This is a genomic window from Alteromonas gilva (assembly GCF_028595265.1).
In the GTDB taxonomy this organism is placed as follows: domain Bacteria; phylum Pseudomonadota; class Gammaproteobacteria; order Enterobacterales; family Alteromonadaceae; genus Alteromonas; species Alteromonas gilva.
Genome location: NZ_JAQQXP010000002.1, coordinates 522349 through 544027 on the forward strand (window position 1 = coordinate 522349; position 21679 = coordinate 544027).

Here is a 21679-nt window from a genome sequence, read left to right on the forward strand (position 1 = left end):
AAACCGCACTGAGATATCGATGACGATATCCTCGTGCGGCTTTTATCAGCGCTTAGGGAGGGTTAGCTGTTTTGTACAGTTAACCGGTGTTGCGCATACCAATAGCGATACCGCTAATGGCTACCATCATGGCTTTATCCAGCGTGGCATCGTGTTCTTCATCATCAAGTTCACGTAACCGCGAGAGCAGTTCAATTTGCAAAAAGTGTAATGGCTCAAGGTACTGGGCACGAATATTCATCGATTCTTTACCTTGTGGGTCGGACTCCATAATGTCGGACTGACCATTAATATCCAGCTGCAGTTTAATTGCTTCTTTGAGCTCGCTACGTAAGCCTTCACCGAAATGCTTAAGCTCTTTGGGAACCAGGCGGTTATCGTATTCTTCGCTGATACGCGGATCGGCTTTTTGGAACACCATATCCAGCATTGATAAGCGCGACTGGAAAAACGGCCAGTTTTCACGCATTTCCTGGAGCTTTTCGCTGTTGCCTTCCTGACGGACAGCTTCGATAGCTTTCATGCTTCCCAGCCAGGCCGGCAGCACCAGACGCGTTTGCGCCCAGGCGAATATCCATGGGATGGCACGCAAGCTCTCAATGCCGCCAGTGGGTTTGCGTTTTGCCGGACGGCTGCCTAAGGGTAACTTGCCTAACTCCTGCTCAGGCGTAGCCACGCGGAAGTAGGGCACAAATTCGGGATCCGTGCGCACTACGCCACGATAAAAATCTCGACCTTTCGCGGCCATCGCGGTCATTAGCTCGCGCCACTCGTCTTTTGGTGCCGGCGGCGGGAATAACATCGCTTCAATGATGGCGCTGGTGTAGATACCCAGGCTGCGCTTGGCCAGTGACGGCATACCAAACTTGTAGCGAATTGTTTCGCCTTGTTCGGTGACACGGAAACCACCATCTAACGACCCCGGAGGCTGTGAGTGAATTGCCGCGTGTGCGGGTAAGCCTCCCCGGCCTATAGTACCGCCCCGACCGTGGAACAGAGTCAGTTTGATGTCGAATTCTTCTGCTAATGCAACCAGCGCTTCCTGTGACTCATACTGAGCCCAGCCTGCAGCGATTGCACCGGCGTCTTTGGCAGAATCGGAGTAACCAATCATGACAAACTGAGTGCCCTGAATGTAGCCACGATACCAATCGATGCTCAACAACTTGCGCATAACAGTCGGCGAGTTATTCAGATCGTCCAGGGTCTCAAATAACGGCGCTACCGGCATTGGCCAGTCGACCCCCATTTCCTGGAGCAATAACTGTACAGCCATGACATCTGACGCTTCGCTGGCCATGGAGATGGTGTAAATACCAAAGCCATGGCGGCTGTGTGACGCAATCACCTTACAGGTATTAATGACTTCCTGTACTTCCTCGGACGGCTCCCAGCAACGTGGGAAAAGCGGCCGTTTAGAGCTCAACTCACGCAATAAAAATGCCTGCTTGTCAGCTTCACTCCAGTGCCCATAATCGCCCAGACCAAGATAGCGGGTGACTTCGCTAAGCACGTCAGTGTGTCGTTGTGAGTCCTGGCGCACGTCAAGTCGTAGTAAATGCACACCAAAGCACTTCATACGTCGAATGGTATCGAGCAGTAAGCCGTTGGCGGTAACTTCAAGGCCTGAGTCGCACAATGAGCGGTAGCAAATCATCAACGGTTCGAGAATTTCGTCGTTGTCCTGAATCCATGAACTTGGATCGTTAGGACGGCCATTGAAAAAGTCAGCAATACCGTCGCGCGTATCGGCGCAACGTTTTACCAGTGGACGCAAAAGCGCACGGTACGGCTCATATTGTTCGCCAACGATCTCTTTTAATTCGTCATTACAGTCATTCATTGACAGCTCAACCTGCAAACGGTCGAGGTCAATGGTGAACAACTTGGCGGCGCGGCGTCTGGCTAGTAACAGGACCTGCTCGGTCACTTTAGCAGTAACAAAAGGGTTGCCGTCGCGGTCACCGCCCATCCATGAACTAAAGTGAATAGGGGCGGAGTCAATAGGCAACGCGACGTTGTAGTCGTTTTTCAGTCGCTCATCGAGGTCACGTAAAAAGTCGGGTACGGCGTCCCACAGCGAGTTTTCGATAACTGAAAAGCCCCAACGTGCTTCGTCGACCGGGGTAGGGCGCACCGAGCGGATCTCTTCGGTATGCCAGGCCTGACTAATCAGATCGGCAATACGCGTTTCCAAGCGATTACGTTCGGCGTCGGTAAGATCTTCATGATGAATGCTTTTCAGGCAATAGGCTAGCTCTTTGTGCTTATGAATAAGCGTGCGACGGAATACCTCAGTTGGGTGGGCGGTCAACACCAGATCAATATCCAGTTTACCCACCGCTTCTTCGACTTCTTCGGCGCTCAGTTGAGCTTTATCGAGATGAGAGAACAGTGAATCGATGGAAGCATCCACGTCTAATCCGGCGTTATATTCCTGTTCGGCGATATTGCCTAAGTTGAGGAATTGAGCAAAAGCCCGGGCGACTACCAGGAGTTCGCTGTCTGACATGTTTTTGAAAGTTTCTTTCAGATTGGTACTGGCATCAGTATCGCCCTGAAAGGAAGACCGGCCGTCAATACGAACCTTTTCAATCTTTTCCAGCCAGTCGTTACCGAGCTGGGCTTTAATTGTTTGTCCCAGCGTTTTTCCCAGATAGCGTACAGTGTCTTTCAACTGTGCGTCATAGTGTGATTGCATGGCGTCCTCCAATGTTCAGTGGTTAAGAAGATTACTGTTTCCTTGGGAAATTGTCTAATGCCAATTTGGTTCACACAGCCAATATCAGCCTGAATAAAACACGCAAAATCATACCGTGGGCACGGATTATCTGGCTGTGTTACACTATGCCCGCAAAAAATCCACGCGTGTTAAAACTTTTCAGAATAAGACATATTCTGGTTAAAAGTTGCGCAAAATGTGTAATTTTATTTCAGGAGAGACTGTGTCAGCACAATTTAAGACAGTAGAAACCCAAGCGAGTTACGGAATTGGTTTTCAAATGGGTCAACAATTGCAATCTAACCCATTTGACGGACTTGATCTGGATTCGGTTCTGACAGGTTTGAAAGACGCGTTTACTGGTGAAGCGCCGCAGGTTGATAACGATACTCTGCGTACCGCTTTTGGTGAAATTCACCAGCGCATGCAAGCTGCTAAAGCCAAGCAGCACGAAGCGGCTATTGCAGAAGGCGAGAGTTTCCTGGCAGACAATGCGAAACGTGACGAAGTAACAGTGACCGAGTCTGGCCTGCAATACGAAGTGATTAACGCAGGTGATGGCGAAGTGCCTACTGCCGACAGCACCATTCGTGCACACTACCACGGTACCTTGATTGACGGTTCTGTGTTTGACAGCTCTTACGAGCGCGGTCAGCCGGCAGAATTCCCGGTAGGCGGCGTTATTAAAGGCTGGACTGAAGCGTTGCAAATCATGCCGGTTGGCGCGAAGTGGCGTTTGTACGTCCCGCACGATCTAGCCTACGGTGAGCAAGGCGCTGGTGGTGCAATTGCCCCCTACAGCACGCTGATTTTCGATATCGAGTTACTCGACGTAGTGGCTTAGTCAGCCCATACGCGTTAACCATATCAAAGCCCGCAATTGCGGGCTTTTTTGTGCCTGTAAAACATTGGCAAATCACGTAAATACCTTTACTCTTTGGTATTATTAACAATCTGTTATCATTAGACATCGTTTTCATGCATTCGCCATCTTCTGCATCTAACCGCTTAAGCCGTATAACGGCAGGGTTAGACGTTACAACCCGCACCTTGTGTCGGTGGGGGAGCTACCTGACGCTGGTCATGGTGCTGTTAATGCTGCTCAACGTGGTGCTTCGCTACGGATTTGAGCTGGGTTGGATAGCGCTGCAAGAGTCGGTCACCTATTTACACGCCTGCGCGTTTTTACTCGGCCTTGGCTATACGCTGCAAATTGACGAGCATGTGCGGGTTGATGTGTTTTATCGTCGTTTTAGTGCGCGCAGGCAGGCGCTGGTCAATTTACTGGGCTCGCTGTTTCTGCTGCTGCCGGTATGTGCGTTTCTGCTATATTACTCGGTCCCCTATGCTGTTGAGTCCTGGAAGCTGCTGGAAACCTCGAAAGAGCCAGGCGGTTTACCGCTGGTATTTATACTCAAGTCGGTGATTCCGCTGGGGATCGTGCTATTAGGCTTGCAAGGTATCAGCGAAGCCATCAAAAATTTTCAGCGATGGCAAGAATCTAAGGCAGGTCAATAGCAATGGAATGGCTTTCGTTATTATTATTTTTGTGTGTTTGCGGGGCGCTGTTATGGGGCTATCCGGTGGCCCTTACGCTGGCCGGCGTATCGCTGATTTTTGCCGGCCTTGGGTCAGTTATCGGCGCGTTTGACGTGTCTTATCTGAGCGCCATGCCCAACCGCCTGTTTGGTATTGTCAGTAACCAAACGCTGATTGCTGTACCGGTGTTTATTTTTATGGGAGTGGTATTAGAAAAGTCCCGGGTTGCCGAGGACTTACTGGTTGCCATGGCCAGCCTGATGCATCGCTATTCAAGCGGAATGGCGGTATCCGTGGTGCTGGTTGGAATGTTACTGGCAGCGAGTACGGGGATTGTTGGGGCAACGGTGGTGACTATGGGATTGCTGTCTTTGCCGTCGATGCTTAAACGTGGCTATTCGGCGTCATTTGCCAGCGGCACGATATGCGCCACTGGTACGCTGGGGCAAATTATTCCGCCCTCCATCGCCCTGATCCTGCTGGGGGATGTGTTATCCAGCGCCTATCAAAAAGCGCAAATATCCATGGGTATTTTTGCGCCGGAATCAGTGTCAGTGGGGGATTTGTTTGTCGGAGCCCTGATCCCCGGTTTGCTGCTGGTAATGATGTATCTGCTCTATGTCATGGTAATGAGCCGTCGCGACATCGCGACCAGCGAAACCGATGCTACAGAACCGGGAATGACTGCTCAGGTATCCATTTGGGCAGCACTATTACCGCCTCTGTTACTGATTGTTGTGGTATTAGGCTCGATTCTGGCAGGTTATGCCACGCCCACAGAGGCTGCCGGCGTGGGCGCTACAGGGGCTTTGTTACTGGCACTGCTGCGAGGCCGGTTCAGTAACAAGATGCTGAAAGATGTCATGCTGGATACGACCCGCACCACCGCAATGGTATTTATGATTCTGATTGGCGCGTCGGTGTTTTCACTGGTGTTCAGAGGTTTTGGCGGCGAAACTCTCATCCATGACTTCTTAAGTGGCTTACCTGGTGGTGTGTTAGGGGCAATGATCGTCGTAATGTTGGTTGTGTTTGCGCTGGGCTTTATTCTCGATTTTATTGAGATCACCTTTGTTGTCGTGCCTATTGTGGCACCGGTATTGTTAATGATGGGTATTGATCCGGTGTGGCTGGGGATCATGCTTGCCCTTAACCTGCAAACCTCGTTTTTAACACCGCCCTTTGGTTTTGCATTGTTCTACCTGCGTGGTGTTGCGCCTAAGAATGTGCTTACCAGTGACATATATAAAGGTGTAGTCCCCTTTATCATCATGCAGATTGTGCTATTAATTGGTTTAGCCCTGTGGCCCGAACTGGTTACCTGGTTACCCGACAAACTCTACAGCTAAGGAATAAAATGATGAAAACATTACTAAAGGTAGTGTTGAGCCTCTGGATAGCGGTTGCTATGGGTGGTTGTGGCGAGTCAGCGCCGCCAGCCGAGCAAGGTGCTAATGCGCCTCAGCAAACGTATAAATGGAAACTGGTGACCTCGTGGCCGAAGAACTTTCCCGGTCTCGGTCAGGCCCCGGAGACCTTCGCCAACATGATCAATGAAATGTCGGGCGGCCGGTTAATCGTGACCGTCTATGGTGCCGGTGAGCTGGTGCCTGGTTTTGAAGTGTTTGATGCCGTGGCGCAGGGCACGGCTCAGATGGGCCATTCAGGCGCCTATTACTGGAAAGGAAAAATGCCGGCAGCGCCGATTTTTTCAGCTATTCCTTTTGGCATGAATGCCCAGGAAATGAATGGCTGGCTTCACTACGGTGGTGGCCTTAAATTATGGCAGGAACTCTATGCGCCCTTTGGCGTGGTGCCTTTTGCCGGTGGCAATACAGGGGTACAAATGGCCGGTTGGTTTAAAAAAGAAATCAACAGCCTGGAAGACTTCCAGGGCCTTAAAATGCGTATACCGGGGCTGGGTGGTGAAGTGCTCAAAGCGGTAGGCGGTATCCCTGTAACATTAACAGGCGGCGAGATTTTTACCTCCCTTCAAACCGGCGCTATTGACGCGACCGAATGGGTAGGGCCCTACAACGATTTAGCTTTTGGTTTGTACCGAGCCGCTGATTATTACTATCATAGTGGTTGGCATGAGCCGGGCACGCAGTTAGAGTTCTTAGTTAATCAGGAGGCGCTGCAAAACTTACCCGCGGATTTACAGGCCATGGTAAAAGTTGCCATGCGTGCGGCGAATCAGGATATGCTCGATGAATACACGGCGCGCAACAATGCCGCAATGGAAAGTCTGATCAACGAACATAATGTGACGGTACGCAGTTTACCCGATGACGTGTTGGCTGCGTTGCGACAGGCGTCTGAGAAGGTTATGGCAGAACAAGCCGCCAGTGACGAGGATTTTAAACAAATCTACGCGTCTTATCTGGCATTTTATGCCGGCGTCAAAAAGTATCATGCGTTATCTGAGCAGGCTTACTACAACAACCGCTAGCTGCTCAGAGTTGTTATCACTGGCTGGTTTATTACAATACGCGCTCAAATTAGAAAGGACAGTTTAACTATGGTTATTAAGCCCAAAATACGTGGCTTCATTTGCACAAATGCGCATCCTGTTGGATGCGCTGCAGTAGTTGCAGAACAAATTGAATATATTCAAGGGCTTGGCGATCTGGGCGAAGGCCCTAAAAAGGTCTTGGTAATCGGTAGCTCTACCGGTTATGGCCTCGCGTCACGAATTACATCAGCCTTTGGTTATGGTGCTGATACCCTTGGCGTGTGTTTTGAAAAACCACCCACAGAGCGCAAGACCGCTACTGCCGGCTGGTACAATACGGCGGCATTTCATCAAAAAGCCAAAGCGGCCGATTTGTATGCCGAGACCATCAATGGCGATGCGTTTTCTAACGAAATCAAAGCGCAGGTAATCGATAAAATTAAAGCTGATTTGGGCCAGGTAGACTTAGTGATTTACAGTCTGGCTTCACCACGACGAACCGATCCGGCTACCGGAGAGGTATTTAAGTCGACGCTGAAACCAGTCGGGCAGGCGTATACCACCAAGACCTATGATACCGACAAAGATAAAATCCATGACGTATCACTGGAACCGGCAAGCGAAGAAGAAATTGCCAATACGGTTAAAGTGATGGGCGGCGAAGACTGGGAGTTATGGCTTAATGCACTGGCCGAGGCCGGGGTGTTAGCCGAAGGCTGCAAAACCACCGCCTATACCTATATTGGTAAAGAGCTGACCTGGCCGATTTATGGTCAGGCAACCATTGGTAAAGCGAAGGAAGATCTCGATCGGGCCGCAACCGCTATTAATACCGACCTTAACAATTTGAACGTGGATGCCCATGTGTCATCGCTGAAAGCGCTGGTGACCCAGGCAAGCTCTGCCATACCCGTGATGCCGCTTTATATCTCGCTAATATATAAAGTAATGAAGGAAGAAGGCACCCATGAGGGCTGTATTGAGCAAATAGCCGGTTTATACCGTGAATGTCTATACGGCGACATCGCAACCCTTGATGAGCAAAACCGTTTTCGTATGGACGGCAAAGAAACCAACGATGCTACTCAGGCTAAGATCAAAGCGCTGTGGGATCAGGTTACCCAGGATAATTTCCATGACCTTAGCGATTACGCCGGATACCATCATGAGTTTCTGAAGTTGTTTGGCTTTGATGTGAAGGGTATCGATTACGATGCAGAAGTTGATCCTTTGGTAAGTTGGTAATACCATTCAAATGTTGACTAAAGCCGTCGTTAAGACGGCTTTGTTTTGTTAATGTTCAAATTATTTTTGCCGGACGTTAGCTCGCCACGCATAACGAAACAGGGCTCGATTAACGGTGCTTATTGGCGTTTGGTGGTTATTCCGACTAATCTGGTAGGTTAGTTGTACAGATAATTGGGATAAAAATTACCGATATTCTGTAATCGGCATAGCGTAAGTTGCTATGTTGATGCTAAAATTCCGAAATTAAGTGAGGGGCATGTTTGCGTTCCTCCCTTGCGTCGTGTTAACAGGCGGCAAAAGCAAGCGCCTTTCTACGCAAAACTGTGCGTTAACAGCGACATAATCTAACAACAATAATAACAACTCAGCAGGATTTTCCGGCAGGATCGCGAATTTTTGCAAAGTAATACCAACGCTTTGTTGCTTTGTTACGGTTTGCATAAAGCATCGTTGCGATGGCCAAGGTAAGTATATTTTTGAATAGTGCCTTAGGTAATGTACAGAAATCTAAGACATTTCCTATTCAAAAGAGTATTTCTATTAGAGTAGTGCGATTACGTATGATAAAAATCAAAAAAGGTCTCGACCTCCCTATATCGGGAGCTCCGACGCAGCAGATCCAGGACGGACTGTCAGTGTCACGAGCTGCCATACTGGGAGAAGAATATGTGGGTATGCGTCCTACCATGCACGTGCAGGTTGGAGACAGGGTGAAGAAAGGTCAGTTGATTTTTGAAGATAAGAAAAATCCTGGCGTTAAATTCACGGCTCCGATTGCAGGTGAAGTGGTAGAAGTAAACCGTGGTGCTAAACGTGTTTTACAATCCGTAGTGGTAAAGCAGGACGGTGACGAAGCGGAAACCTTCGATGCTATTGCTGCAGATAAAATTACCACCACTGAGCGTGACAAAATTGAACAGCTGCTGGTTGATACCGGACTGTGGACGACACTTCGTACACGCCCGTTCAGTAAATCACCTGCACTGGGTTCAACGCCTAATGCTATTTTTGTCAATGCCATGGATACTAACCCGTTGGCGGCTGATCCGGCTGTTGTGATTGCCGAACGTCAGGATGACCTGGCCAATGGTCTGAAAGCACTGAGTGTGCTGTCAGGCGGCAAGGTTTATCTGACTAAAAAAGCCGGTAGTGCTATTTCAGCGGGCGACAGCAGTGCCGAGGTTGTTGAATTTGACGGCCCTCACCCTGCAGGTCTGGTTGGTACACATGTACATTACATCGACCCGGTTGGTGCCAAGAAAATAGCATGGACGGTAAACTATCAGGATGTTATCGCCATTGGTGCTACGTTAACTGCTGGCCAGCTTGATAATACCCGGGTTGTGGCTATTGGTGGTCCAGCTGCCAAAAATCCACGCTTAGTGCGTACTGTGGTAGGCGCTGATCTGACAGAGCTGACGGCCGACGAGAAAAAAGACGGTGAAGTACGTGTGGTGTCTGGCTCGGTACTCAATGGTACAACGGCGCAGGGCGTACACGGATTCCTCGGACGTTTTCATTTGCAGGTGTCATTGCTGCTTGAAGGTCATGAGAAAAAGTTATTCGGCTGGTTAGCGCCTGGCGCTGATATGCACTCTGTAACACGTGCCTATACAGGTCACTTTAGTGGCAGCAGTAAGCAGTTTGATATGACAACCTCCACCAACGGTTCAGAGCGTTCCATGGTGCCTATTGGTAACTACGAGCGCGTTATGCCGTTGGATATCCTGCCAACGCTATTATTACGAGATCTAATCTCTGGTGATACAGACAGTGCTCAAACATTAGGTTGTTTGGAATTGGACGAAGAAGATTTAGCTCTGTGTACCTACGTGTGCCCGGGCAAATACACTTACGGCTCGATTCTGCGCGATTGTTTGACGACCATTGAGAAAGAGGGTTAAGTCATGGGTTTAAAAGCGTATTTAGAAAAGATCGAACCAAATTTCGAACCCGGTGGTAAGTATGAAAAGTGGTATGCGCTGTATGAAGCTGCCGCAACGATTTTCTACACGCCTGGTAAAGTAAACAAGGCAGGTACTCACGTACGTGACAGTATCGACCTCAAACGCATCATGATCATGGTGTGGATGGCAACGTTCCCTTGTATGTTCTTCGGTATGTACAATATTGGTTTTCAGGCTCAGGAAGCCATTGCAGCGGGTGCGGGTACGTTACCTGACATGTGGCAGGCCGGTTTGTATACCGCTCTGGGCGGCGACCTGACTAACGCCGGTACATTAGGATTAATGTTCTATGGTGCCTGTTTCTGGCTGCCTATTTATGCCGTTACCTTTGCGGTTGGTGGTTTCTGGGAAGTGCTGTTTGCATCGATCCGCAAGCACGAAGTGAACGAAGGTTTCTTTGTTACCTCGGTATTATTTGCCTTAACACTGCCAGCTACTATTCCGCTTTGGCAAGTGGCTCTGGGTATTACATTCGGTGTGGTTATCGCCAAAGAAATCTTTGGTGGCACTGGCCGTAACTTCCTTAACCCTGCATTGTCGGGTCGTGCGTTCCTATACTTTGCGTATCCTGCACAAATTTCTGGTGACCGTGTTTGGGTGGCTGCGGACGGCTATTCTGGCGCAACCTCGCTGAGCGACGGCGCAATGGGCAACTTGAACTACGCTGATACCTCGGCGTGGATGGACGCCTTCATGGGCTTCATTCCTGGTTCTGCCGGTGAAGTCTCGACGCTGGCAATTATGATTGGCGGATTGTTTATCATGTACATGCGTATTGCGAGCTGGCGTATCGTTGCCGGTGTTGCATTAGGTGTGGCGTTCTTTGCAACCCTGCTTAACCTGATTGGCAGCGACACCAATGCGATGTTTGCTATGCCTGCGCACTGGCACTTTGTGGTTGGCGGATTAGCGTTTGGTATGTTCTTTATGGCTACCGATCCGGTCTCGGCATCTTTCACCAACCAGGGTAAGTGGGCATACGGGTTCTTTATTGGCTTTATGACAGTACTCATTCGCGTACTTAACCCCGCGTTCCCAGAGGGTGTAATGCTGGCAATTTTATTTGCCAACCTGTGGGCGCCACTCTTCGACTACTTTGTCGCTCAAAGCAATATCAAGCGGAGGATAGCTCGTGTCGGCTAATAAAGAATCATTAGGAAAAACCGTTGGCGTTGTGCTGGCAGTGTGTTTAGTTTGCTCGATTATCGTATCGGGCGCAGCGGTAGGTTTGCGTGATATTCAGCAAACCAACGCCATGAAAGATAAAATGTCTAACATTTTACACGCCGCAGGCCTGCTAGAGCAGGCGCAAGGCGACATTCTGGGCACGTACAATGAGTTCGTTGAACAGCGTTATGTAGACCTGAGTTCAGGTGAGTTTGTCGAGGCTCCGTCGGAAGATTACGACATGTACAAAGCCGCGAAGAAACCTGACATGAGCATTAAGGTAGAAAACAGCAACGTTGGTTTTCAGCGTCGTGCAGAAGTGGCTTCAGTTTACATGGTACGTAACGAAGCGGGTGATGTAACGCGCGTAATACTGCCTGTTCACGGCAGCGGTCTGTGGGATCTGATGTACGGCTTTTTAGCACTCGATGCAGACGGCAAAACAGTGCGTGAGCTTATTTACTATCAGCAAAAAGAAACACCAGGACTTGGCGGTGAGGTACAAAACCCACAGTGGCAAGCAAAGTGGGACGGAAAAGAGCTGTATAAAAACGGTGATGTTGCGCTGGAAGTTAAAAAAGCGGCTGGCGAAGATAACCCGTATGCAGTCGATGCACTCTCCGGTGCTACGCTAACCAGTAACGGTGTGAACAACACTATTCAGTATTGGGCTGGCGAAAACGGCTTTGGTCCGTTCCTTAAAAAGCAAGCCTGGCGTTCGTAAGGGGTTATTATCATGGCTGACACAAAAGAAATGAAAAAGGTCCTGTTTGGACCGATTTTGGACAGTAACCCAATCGCACTGCAAATTCTTGGTATTTGTTCTGCGCTGGCGATTACGACCAAACTTGAAACGGCATTGGTAATGTCTTTGGCATTAACCAGCGTAGTTGCGTTTTCAAATTTATTTATCTCGTTAATTCGTAACCAGATCCCCAGCAGCGTGCGGATCATCATACAGATGACCATCATCGCTTCACTGGTAATCGTGGTTGACCAAATCCTCAAGGCTTACTCCTATGAGGTTTCAAAACAACTGTCGGTATTCGTTGGTTTGATTATTACTAACTGTATTGTAATGGGCCGCGCTGAGGCCTATGCAATGAAGAGTCCACCGTTGATGAGCTTTTTAGACGGCATCGGTAACGGTTTAGGCTATTCATTCGTATTGATTGTGGTTGGTATTATCAAAGAACTATTGGGTTTCGGTACGCTGCTTGGCTTTGAAATCCTGCCGCTGGTACAAAACGGTGGCTGGTATCAGGCGAATGGTCTGCTGATTCTACCGTTCAGCTCGTTCTTCTTAATTGGTGGTTTGGTATGGTTCATTCGTACTATTCGACCAGAACAAGTTGAATCAAAGGAGTAAGACGTCGTGGAACATTATTTATCATTATTTGTTCGCTCAATTTTTGTAGAGAACATGGCTTTGTCACTGTTTTTAGGTATGTGTACCTTTTTGGCGGTGTCAAAGAAAGTAAAAACAGCAATGGGACTGGGCGTCGCGGTAATTGTGGTACTGGGTATTTCTGTACCGGTTAACCAGGTTATTTACGTCAACATCCTGGCGCCTGGCGCGCTGGCATGGGCAGGCTTCCCCGATGCTGACCTGAGCTTTTTGAACTTCCTGACCTTTATCGGCGTAATAGCTGCATTGGTACAGATCCTGGAGATGAGTCTGGATAAGTTTTTCCCTGCTCTTTACAACGCGCTGGGTATCTTCCTGCCGCTGATTACCGTTAACTGTGCAATCTTCGGTGGTGTTGCGTTTGCGGTTCAGCGCGAATACAACTTTACTGAAAGCGTTGTTTACGGTGTAGGTAGTGGGATGGGCTGGGCGTTAGCGATTGTGTTACTGGCTGCGGTACGTGAAAAGCTGAAATATGCTGACATGCCGGACGGTATCCGAGGCTTAGGCTCTGTATTCATGATTGCTGGTCTGATGGCACTGGGTTTCCAGTCCTTCACTGGTGTACAGCTGTAATTAACGCTAGGGAGCAGAAACTATGAATCAAATCGAAATATTTCTTGGCGTGGGCATGTTTATCGTCATCGTACTGGCGTTGGTATTCATTATCATGTTTGCCAAATCAAAGCTGGTGCCGTCTGGCGACGTGACTATCAGTATTAACGACGATCCTGATAAAGCCATAAAAACCGCACCGGGTGGCAAGCTGTTAGGTGCACTGGCCGAAGCGGGTATCTTTGTATCATCGGCGTGCGGTGGTGGTGGCTCATGTGGTCAGTGCCGCGTTGATGTTAAAGAAGGTGGCGGTGAAATTCTGCCTACTGAGCTTGATCACATCACCAAGCGTGAAGCGCGTGAAGGCTGTCGCCTGTCGTGTCAGGTATCGGTTAAGCAAGACATGAAAATTGAGCTTGAAGAAGAAATCTTCGGCATCAAGAAGTGGGATTGTGAAGTTATTTCTAACGATAACAAAGCCACCTTCATTAAAGAGCTTAAGCTTAAAATTCCTAACGGTGAAAGCGTACCTTTCCGTGCCGGGGGCTATATTCAGATCGAAGCGCCACCGCACCACGTTAAGTACAAAGACTTTGATGTACCAGAAAAATTCCGTGGTGACTGGGAACGTTTTGGTTTCTTTGACATTGAGTCAAAAGTTGACGAAGAAACTATCCGTGCTTACTCAATGGCAAACTACCCGGAAGAAGAAGGCATTATTATGCTGAACGTGCGTATCGCTACGCCGCCGCCGAACAACCTGAGCCTGCCAGCGGGTAAAATGTCGTCGTACATCTGGAGCCTTAAAGAAGGTGACAAAGCGACGATATCAGGACCATTTGGTGAATTCTTCGCCAAAGATACCGACGCTGAAATGGTATTTGTGGGTGGTGGTGCAGGTATGGCGCCCATGCGTTCACACATTTTTGACCAGCTTCGCCGCATCAAAACAGACCGTAAAATGACCTTCTGGTATGGTGCTCGATCTCTGCGTGAAATGTTCTATGTTGAAGATTTCGATATGCTACAGGAAGAAAACGACAACTTTACCTGGCATGTTGCGCTGTCTGATCCACAGCCAGAAGACAACTGGACGGGTGATACCGGGTTTATCCACAACGTACTGCTGGAAAACTACCTCAAAGATCACCCTGCACCAGAAGACTGTGAATTCTACATGTGTGGACCACCAATGATGAACGCAGCGGTTATTAACATGCTGAAAGATCTTGGTGTCGAAGACGAAAACATTATGTTGGATGACTTCGGTGGCTAAGGCCAACCATGACTAACGAATAAAAAAAGGGGCTGCATAGCCCCTTTTTTATTTAACCTGTATAATTACGCCGTTTGTAAAATATGGCGCTGTAAGGGGAGTTGAGTGACACGTATTAAGTATTTACTGCTGGTGTCGGTAGTGTTTTTTGTGGCATGTACTAAAGCACCACAGGTGAATGTTGAACATCTTGTCGGTCAAACCATGGGTACATCCTATAATGTAAAGTACCCGGCGCTTAGCGACGTTGATAGCGGCGCGTTGAAAGCGGCCATCGACCAACGTTTGGTGCGTGTGAATGCGCTGATGTCCACTTACGATCCTACGTCTGAATTGTCGCGCTTTAACCAGTACCGTTACAGCACGCCTTTTGAGCTATCCGCAGAAACGATGCTGGTGATACACGAAGCAATGCGCTTAGGCGAACTCAGTGATGGCGTACTGGACGTTACAGTGGGTCCGCTGGTGAATTTGTGGGGCTTTGGTCCAACCATGCGACCCGAGACGATTCCCAGTGACGAGGACATCACCGCGGTGCGTCAGTATGTCGGGCTGGATAAACTGGAAGTGCGTGGTAATACGCTGATCAAAAAGCACCCGCAGCTGTACGTGGATTTATCTACCATTGCCAAAGGGTATGGTGTGGATGTCGTGGCTGACCTACTGGAGCAGCAGGGCATTACCGATTACCTGGTAGAAATTGGTGGTGAAATGCGCGTTAAAGGCAACAAAGCCGACGGTTCGCCGTGGTTAATTGCCATCGAAAAACCGGTTTCCGATGAAAGAGCCGTACAAAAAGTCGTGTCTATTGGAGACAATGCCATTGCAACTTCCGGCGACTATCGGAACTATTACGAGCAGGACGGTATCAGGTACTCTCACCTGATCGACCCGACTACCGGTAAACCAATACAGCACAATACCGTATCAGTTACTGTAGTGGCGTCATCCTCTATGTCGGCTGACGGACTGGCTACCGCCTTTAATGTAATGGGCTGGGACTCAGCAATCGCGCTGGCAGAAGAACATGACATCGCCGTGTTTATTATCCGCAGGGTAGATGACACATTTGAAGAATATAGCAGTCCGGCTTTCGACGAGCTGGTTACTGTGTACTAGGGCAGAAGCTCTGTAAGCGAGTAAATAATGAGTACCTTTATTTTAGCCTTTGTCTTTTTCTTAGTGATGGTTGCGGCCATGGCTGTAGGCTATATGTTTCAGCGTAAGAGCATTTCCGGAAGCTGTGGCGGCTTAGGTGCACTGGGCATCGCCAAAGCCTGTGACTGCCCCGAACCTTGCGATCGCAAGAAAGCGCGCATGGAAAGAGAGCAGGTCCGACAGGACAAGCTGAAAGAGTGGGAAAAAGACCGCATTCTGTAAATCCGATACGTGGCGTGAGCGACTGGCAAAACGCCACAAAGCTCTGTGTGCTTATCACCTGACGGCGACGGCTAACAGCCTGGCGGTTGTCGGTGGTCAGGTATCATCAGCGGCCTTCGGCGGGACGGCTATTACCGCTGTAAGGGCGTCCAATAACTGCTCGAACCGAATCGGTTTCGCCACATAATCATTCATGCCGGCCGCCAAACAGCTTTCTTTGTCGCCCTGCATGGCGTTGGCCGTGAGTGCGATCACAGGGATATCCTTGTTGCGCTCACCCGCTTCGGCGTTACGTAGTCGACGCGTGGCTTCCAGACCTCCCATTACCGGCATTTGGCAATCCATCAGGATGGCATCAAACTGAAAGGAAACTCCGCCGATAATATCCAGTGCTTGCTGACCATTTTCGGCCACTAAAAAGCGCATGCCAAGCTGATTTAGAATGGCTTTTACGATTTCCTGATTAATGTCGTTGTCTTCCACTAACAACACACTGCGACCTGCCAAATGACTAAGCCGGGACTGACTGTCCCAGTCAATCGTATCCCGCGACGGGCTGCGGGCCGCGTTGTCAATCGTCTCTGCCGCTTGCCCCGTACTCACAGTAACCGGAATTCTGGCGCAAAAGTCGCTGCCATTACCGGGTTCACTGTTAGCGGTCAGGCTGCCGCCCAACAACAGACACAGACGGTGCGAGATGGCTAGCCCTAAACCGGTACCGCCATATTCTCTGGTGGTTGATGAATCGCTTTGGGTAAACGGTGAAAAGAGCTGTTCAAGCTTATCGTGGGCAATACCAATACCGCTGTCTGTGACCGTTAACTGCACCCAGACAACGTCTTCATCAATATAGCTTTTGACGTCGACGGCAACACGGCCCTGGCGGGTAAACTTAATGGCGTTACTCACCAGATTTAATAATATCTGACGAATCCGATACGGGTCACTTTGAATATCAACATGAACCAGGTGCTCGTAATTCATTGACAATGTGAGTTGTTTTTCCTGGGCGAGAGGCTCAAATAAGGTGACAACCTCATTTAATAGTTCTGGTAAGTTAAAGTGTATAGTTTCGACCTCAAGTTTACCGGCTTCTATTTTCGAAAAGTCGAGAATTTCATTGATAATATGCAATAGGTTGTCGGCACTGGTGCTGGCAGAATTGACATAATTTTGCTGTTTGTTGTTCAGGGGAGTTTGTCGCAATAAATTTAACATACCAATCACGCCATTCATGGGCGTGCGAATTTCGTGGCTCATGTTGGCCAGGAATTCACTTTTTGCCTCTGACGCCTGCATCGCAGATTGCGAAGCGTCTTCTAGTGCCGTTTGTTTTTGCTGGATAAAATTGGAGATAATGTTAGAAAAAAACAGCGCAAGGCTGACAAATACCGCTAACGCAATGATAGCAATGAGTCCAATCCAGGTGGTTAATGAAGCCGCCGCTTCTTCTACGGCACTCATCGGCAATAAACCCACAAAGAACCAGTTGAGCTCACTCGAATAATAGCGATACTGAATATATGACTGTTGCTCCAATTGCAGAATTTGACTGTGCTGCTCAAACGAGCTTGTCTGGGGTTGCACGAGATAGGCATGTAAAGCCGATGGATAGGTGTCGGCGACCGAGTGAAACCGATTTTCTGGATGCTTTAAGTCAACCAGCAAGTTTCCACTACTTTCAACAATCAACAGGTTACCCTGTTGACCCCATTGAAGGTCACGCAACAGGCCAGACAGGGCAGTAAGATCCAAATCCAGGCCAATAGCACCGAGGCGAGAGCCGTTAGCACCAGAAACCTGCCGAACCGTGGATATAACCGCTTTATTGGCGACCTGCCAGTAGTAGGCACGGGTACGAACAGTTTTGCCGGACGCCTGGCTGGCAGCAATGTACCAGGGACGTTTACGGGGATCATATCCGGCTGGCACCCGTTCTGGCGGGTATTGAATATAGCCGCCTTGTTCGTCGCCCAGATAAACATAGGCTAAGTCTGATTTGATATCTTTTAATAACTTAAAACGCGAATATAACTGCTGCGTGGCCGGGTTGTCGGCCGGCACATAAATTTGGGTTGCCGGTTTATCGGCGTATTGAGGAAGCGCACCTAAGGATTGTTTAATAACGGGTTCTTGCTGTAATAACAGCAGGTCATTTTCAACCTGAGAAAAACGACTCAAGAGGTTATTTTCTATCTGCAACACTTCGCCCTGAAACGTATTGAATAACCCGTTTATAGTATAACTTTTTACCTGCTCTACGCTTAGCATCGACACCGCGGCCACTGGCACTACCACGGCCACAACGAATGCCGGTACAAGAAGTCGCTTTATGTTTAACGCCATATTATTAAGCTAAGCTCCAATCGAATAACCTGGCACACTTTGTAAAAGTAAACCGAGCAGGTTGGGTACTTACTACTATAGCGTTAATCATCTATGGCCGCACGTTCACAGGAATATTCCCTGATATCTGCCGACATAAGTGGCCCCTGAACTGCGAAAAGTTTTCAGTGTTTAAAAAATGAGCTGAACATTTTACATGCTGTGCCTGCACATTAATGGTGTAAGTGCTTGTTTTCACGTTGTCAGAAATTGGTATGCCGTTTGTTTCAAACTTATTGAAGTGCAACGAAGGAGGATAATATGAATATTTTTAAATTATCACTAATTGCCGCGGCAACTTCAGTAGTGCTCGGAACGACCGCTATGGCGGACAACCATAAGCCCAGTGACATGAAAGATCGCGCATGGGCAACGTTCTCGGGCGAGGTAACTTCGGTTAATCCGGATTCATTTATGCTGGATTACGGCGAGGGTTCGCTGTTAGTAGAGGTAGATGATGGCGACTACGATAATGACGCCTATAAGCTGTTTAAGGGCGATGACGTGACTGTCACCGGTCGTATCGACAAAAACCTGTTCGCCGACACTACGCTGGAAGCGTCGGGTATCTATGTGAAAGGATTAAACACCACGTTTTTCTCAAGTGCCCTGGATGAAGAGGACTACCCGCTGGTCTATACCACCTCATATGTTCCCATGGAGCTTGATACCGTGACCCTTGTCGGTAATGTTATTTATACTAACGATCTCACCGACAACGTCACTATTATGATGGGCGGGGATGAACTGGAAGTGGATGTCTCCGATCTGGGCTATGACCCCCTCGATGACGAAGGCTGGTTAAAAATAGCTGCCGGTGACCGTATCCAGGTGAGCGGTACGCTGGACGAAGGTTTTCTGGACGACTACGAGCTAGTGGCTGATACCCTGACCAAGCTGGACGGATAATGTCCTTGCAGCAGGCTAAAACCAAAAAGACCTCAGTGTGAGGTCTTTTTTTTGAATAAGGAAATTTATGATTGAGCGGCGGCAACATGTGCTGAACGCAAGCATTCGCCGGCAGTTGTAAACTTGCCCTGGTATCAGGTGAATAGTGGATGACTGTTTTAATATACAGTATTATAGTGGGAGTCTTACATCCTGTTACACGCAGACGACCATGCTATGCGAAAAATAATTCACGTCGATATGGATTGCTTTTATGCCGCCGTTGAGATGCGTGATAATCCTGCCTGGCGAAATATTCCCCTTGCGGTGGGCGGAAGCTCTGACCGGCGCGGTGTTATTGCTACCTGCAATTATGCGGCGCGTCGGTTTGGTGTGCGCTCGGCGATGGCCACGGCTTATGCACTAAAACTCTGCCCGGATTTAAAATTAGTGAAGGGCCGCATGGCGTTGTATCAGCAAGAATCCGCTAAAATACGCGCTATCTTTGCTGATTACACCGATCTTATTGAACCGTTGTCGCTGGATGAAGCGTTTTTAGACGTTACCGAGTCGACCTTGTATCAGGGCAGCGCCACGCGAATAGCCGAGGAAATACGCTTTCGTATAGCCAATGAACTCAACCTGACGGCGTCGGCAGGTGTGGCGCCCTGTAAATTTGTTGCAAAAGTTGCCAGCGACGAAAATAAACCCAACGGTTTATGCGTTATCACCCCCGACAAACTGGACGCATTTGTGCGTCAACTGCCACTTAAAAAAATTCCCGGTGTCGGCGCGGTAACCGTACAAAAATTGCAGCAGCTTGGTTTGCAAACCTGTGATGATGTCAGGCGCTATCCACAAACCGAGCTGCAAAAGCGCTTTGGGAAATTTGGCCAGGTGCTCTGGGATCGGGCGCATGGTATTGATGATCGGCCGGTGCAAATCAACCGCATCAGAAAATCAGTTGGCGTAGAGCGTACCCTGAGTGCAGACATTTACAGTGTAGAAGACTGCGATGATGTCATCGAAATGCTCTACGTTAAGCTCAACGAACGTTTAATCGCGCATCAGCAAAAGCATAATGGCGGCCGACCACCGAATATTCGCACCTTAGGGGTTAAGCTTAAGTTCAGCGATTTTCAGCTGACTACCGTTGAGCATCGCTATCCCAGCGTTCACCGCAGTGCGTTTAAACCCTTGTTAGAGGAAGCCTATTTACGGGCAAACGGCCGTGGTGTGAGGCTGGTTGGGGTGCATGTGGGCCTGGCCGATAAGGAACAGCACCGTCAGTTGGATTTGCCATTGGTAATGCATAATTAACGCGCCAGCCACTGACACTTGCAGCCAGTGCCTGAGGCCATTCTTTGCTGTCTTCGACCGAGCCGCAAAACGATTAGACGACTGCACCGATCAGATAGCGTCCGACAAGAACTTAAGCTACGATAATCACCTAACAGTTGAATAAGGATATATAAAATGCTCACCCCGGGGGTTTACCAACATTATAAAGGCAATAACTACGAAGTGATCGGTGTCGCTACTCACTCCGAGGATGAAACCTCACTGGTGGTATACCGGCCTCTCTATGGAGACAGGGCGTTGTGGGTCAGGCCTCTCAGTATGTTCACCGAAGAAGTCAAAGTGAACGGCCGCAGCGTCGCACGCTTTCGTTATTTAGGTGATAAAACCCCACAAACCGTTTAGCCCGCTAGGTTAAGGCAGTAACGTCAGTGAACTATTTTGGCCTGTGTATGCTATAAAGTGCAATCATCGACGTAACGGTTAGTGCAAAAAAGGACAACCATATGAAATCAAAATTTTATAGCGTAATAGCGGCGAGTTTAATGCTTATCAGTGGCGTGAGTGCGGCGCAGGATCAATTTGCAGACGTAGAAATCAGCGTTACGTCATTATCAGGCAGTGCCTACATGTTACAGGGAGCCGGCGGCAATATAGGTGTTTCGGCCGGCGAAGACGGCGTGTTAATCATTGACGATCAATTTGCCCCACTGGCACCTAAAATCAGTGCGGCGCTGGGCGAATTAGCCACGGATGCGCCAAGCTATGTCATCAATACCCATTATCACGGCGATCACACTGGCAGCAATGGCTTTTTCCACGAGCACAAAGGGGCAACCATTTTCGCCCATGAAAATGTGCGTGTGCGGTTGGCCAGCGATGACAACGTAAGTCCCTCGGCATTGCCGGTTGTAACCTATGAGCAGGGCATCAAAATCCATTTTAATAATGAAACCCTGCATGTATTTCATTTGCCCAGCGGGCACACCGATGGTGACAGCGTAGTATGGTTTGAAAATGCCAATGTATTGCATAGCGGCGACCTGTTTTTTAACGAGCGCTTCCCATATATTGATTTGGGTGCAGGTGGCAGTGTTGAAGGCTATATCAAATCGGTAGAAACTCTGTTAACTAAAATAGATGCAGACACGCAGATCATTCCGGGTCATGGCCCGCTGGCAACGAAAGCAGACTACGAGAGCTTTTTAGCGATGATCAAAGCCACTAAGGCATTTGTCGATGCGCAAAAGGCCGCAGGCATGTCGGTTGATGATGTTGTTAAGCAAGGCTTGCCGGAGAAATGGGCGCAGTGGAGCTGGAACTTTATTACCGAAGAGCGGTGGATTAAAACCTTGTACTGATAAGGCGTAAGCCAGCGAGACACAATGCA

20 protein-coding genes are annotated in these 21679 nt (G+C 48.9%); 17 read left to right on the forward strand and 3 right to left on the reverse strand.

All coding sequences use genetic code 11. The features are described from left to right. Positions 1-79: 79 nt before the first annotated feature. Positions 80-2701, reverse strand: coding sequence for a phosphoenolpyruvate carboxylase (gene ppc, locus OIK42_RS15945; protein ID WP_273642051.1), 2622 nt, complete (start codon positions 2699-2701; stop codon positions 80-82). 217 nt (positions 2702-2918) lie between these two features. On the opposite strand from ppc, the gene bamJ reads away from it, so the two are divergent. The 5 genes from bamJ (at position 2919) to fabV (ending at position 7961) form a co-directional block, all read left to right on the forward strand. After that, on the forward strand, positions 2919-3566 hold the full coding sequence (gene bamJ, locus OIK42_RS15950; protein WP_374211874.1) for a BamJ family beta-barrel-assembly machinery protein: 648 nt from the start codon (positions 2919-2921) through the stop codon (positions 3564-3566). A 134-nt stretch (positions 3567-3700) separates the two neighbouring features. Then, positions 3701-4240, forward strand: a complete 540-nt coding sequence (locus OIK42_RS15955; protein ID WP_273642053.1) for a TRAP transporter small permease subunit — start codon at positions 3701-3703, stop codon at positions 4238-4240. Between the two features lie 2 nt (positions 4241-4242). Beyond that, complete coding sequence (locus tag OIK42_RS15960) at positions 4243-5610, forward strand: TRAP transporter large permease (RefSeq protein WP_273642054.1); 1368 nt, start codon at positions 4243-4245, stop codon at positions 5608-5610. An 11-nt stretch (positions 5611-5621) separates the two neighbouring features. Then, positions 5622-6713 carry a TRAP transporter substrate-binding protein gene (locus OIK42_RS15965; protein WP_273642145.1) on the forward strand — a complete coding sequence of 364 codons (1092 nt, stop codon included), beginning with the start codon at positions 5622-5624 and terminating at the stop codon, positions 6711-6713. A gap of 69 nt (positions 6714-6782) precedes the next feature. Then, on the forward strand, positions 6783-7961 hold the full coding sequence (gene fabV / locus OIK42_RS15970; protein WP_273642056.1) for an enoyl-ACP reductase FabV: 1179 nt from the start codon (positions 6783-6785) through the stop codon (positions 7959-7961). 246 nt (positions 7962-8207) lie between these two features. Here the strand turns inward: fabV and OIK42_RS15975 are convergent, their stop codons facing one another. Beyond that, a complete protein-coding gene (locus tag OIK42_RS15975) occupies positions 8208-8405 on the reverse strand; it encodes a hypothetical protein (protein ID WP_273642057.1) in 198 nt (65 codons plus the stop codon). Between the two features lie 119 nt (positions 8406-8524). On the opposite strand from OIK42_RS15975, the gene OIK42_RS15980 reads away from it, so the two are divergent. The 8 genes from OIK42_RS15980 (at position 8525) to nqrM (ending at position 15717) form a co-directional block, all read left to right on the forward strand. Then, positions 8525-9868 (forward strand): Na(+)-translocating NADH-quinone reductase subunit A, encoded by a 1344-nt coding sequence (locus OIK42_RS15980; RefSeq protein ID WP_273642058.1) that lies wholly within the window; start codon positions 8525-8527, stop codon positions 9866-9868. A 3-nt stretch (positions 9869-9871) separates the two neighbouring features. Continuing rightward, entirely contained in the window at positions 9872-11074 is a 1203-nt protein-coding gene (locus tag OIK42_RS15985) for an NADH:ubiquinone reductase (Na(+)-transporting) subunit B (protein ID WP_273642059.1), read from the forward strand. Next, the gene (locus OIK42_RS15990; RefSeq protein WP_273642060.1) at positions 11064-11822 is read left to right on the forward strand and encodes a Na(+)-translocating NADH-quinone reductase subunit C; all 759 of its coding nucleotides are present in this window, start codon (positions 11064-11066) and stop codon (positions 11820-11822) included. The genes OIK42_RS15985 and OIK42_RS15990 overlap by 11 nt, the downstream gene beginning before the upstream one ends. Before the next feature lie 12 nt (positions 11823-11834). Then, a complete protein-coding gene (locus OIK42_RS15995) occupies positions 11835-12467 on the forward strand; it encodes an NADH:ubiquinone reductase (Na(+)-transporting) subunit D (protein ID WP_273642061.1) in 633 nt (210 codons plus the stop codon). 6 nt (positions 12468-12473) lie between these two features. Then, positions 12474-13082, forward strand: coding sequence for an NADH:ubiquinone reductase (Na(+)-transporting) subunit E (nqrE, locus tag OIK42_RS16000; RefSeq protein WP_273642062.1), 609 nt, complete (start codon positions 12474-12476; stop codon positions 13080-13082). Between the two features lie 22 nt (positions 13083-13104). Beyond that, the gene (nqrF, locus tag OIK42_RS16005; protein WP_273642063.1) at positions 13105-14337 is read left to right on the forward strand and encodes an NADH:ubiquinone reductase (Na(+)-transporting) subunit F; all 1233 of its coding nucleotides are present in this window, start codon (positions 13105-13107) and stop codon (positions 14335-14337) included. A 105-nt stretch (positions 14338-14442) separates the two neighbouring features. Beyond that, positions 14443-15456, forward strand: a complete 1014-nt coding sequence (locus OIK42_RS16010) for an FAD:protein FMN transferase (protein WP_374211875.1) — start codon at positions 14443-14445, stop codon at positions 15454-15456. A 27-nt stretch (positions 15457-15483) separates the two neighbouring features. After that, positions 15484-15717 (forward strand): (Na+)-NQR maturation NqrM, encoded by a 234-nt coding sequence (gene nqrM / locus OIK42_RS16015; protein WP_273642064.1) that lies wholly within the window; start codon positions 15484-15486, stop codon positions 15715-15717. Between the two features lie 96 nt (positions 15718-15813). Here the strand turns inward: nqrM and OIK42_RS16020 are convergent, their stop codons facing one another. Then, positions 15814-18063: a hybrid sensor histidine kinase/response regulator gene (locus OIK42_RS16020; protein WP_273642065.1), complete on the reverse strand. Its 2250-nt coding sequence runs from the start codon at positions 18061-18063 to the stop codon at positions 15814-15816. A 300-nt stretch (positions 18064-18363) separates the two neighbouring features. On the opposite strand from OIK42_RS16020, the gene OIK42_RS16025 reads away from it, so the two are divergent. The 4 genes from OIK42_RS16025 to OIK42_RS16040 all read left to right on the forward strand — a co-directional run bounded on the left by OIK42_RS16025 (position 18364) and on the right by OIK42_RS16040 (position 21650). Beyond that, positions 18364-19011 (forward strand): hypothetical protein, encoded by a 648-nt coding sequence (locus OIK42_RS16025; RefSeq protein WP_273642066.1) that lies wholly within the window; start codon positions 18364-18366, stop codon positions 19009-19011. Positions 19012-19227: 216 nt separating this feature from the next. Beyond that, positions 19228-20310, forward strand: coding sequence for a DNA polymerase IV (gene dinB, locus OIK42_RS16030; RefSeq protein WP_273642067.1), 1083 nt, complete (start codon positions 19228-19230; stop codon positions 20308-20310). 156 nt (positions 20311-20466) lie between these two features. Further along, a complete protein-coding gene (locus OIK42_RS16035; RefSeq protein WP_273642068.1) occupies positions 20467-20694 on the forward strand; it encodes a DUF1653 domain-containing protein in 228 nt (75 codons plus the stop codon). Positions 20695-20795: 101 nt separating this feature from the next. Beyond that, entirely contained in the window at positions 20796-21650 is an 855-nt protein-coding gene (locus OIK42_RS16040; RefSeq protein ID WP_273642069.1) for an MBL fold metallo-hydrolase, read from the forward strand. Positions 21651-21679 lie beyond the last annotated feature (29 nt).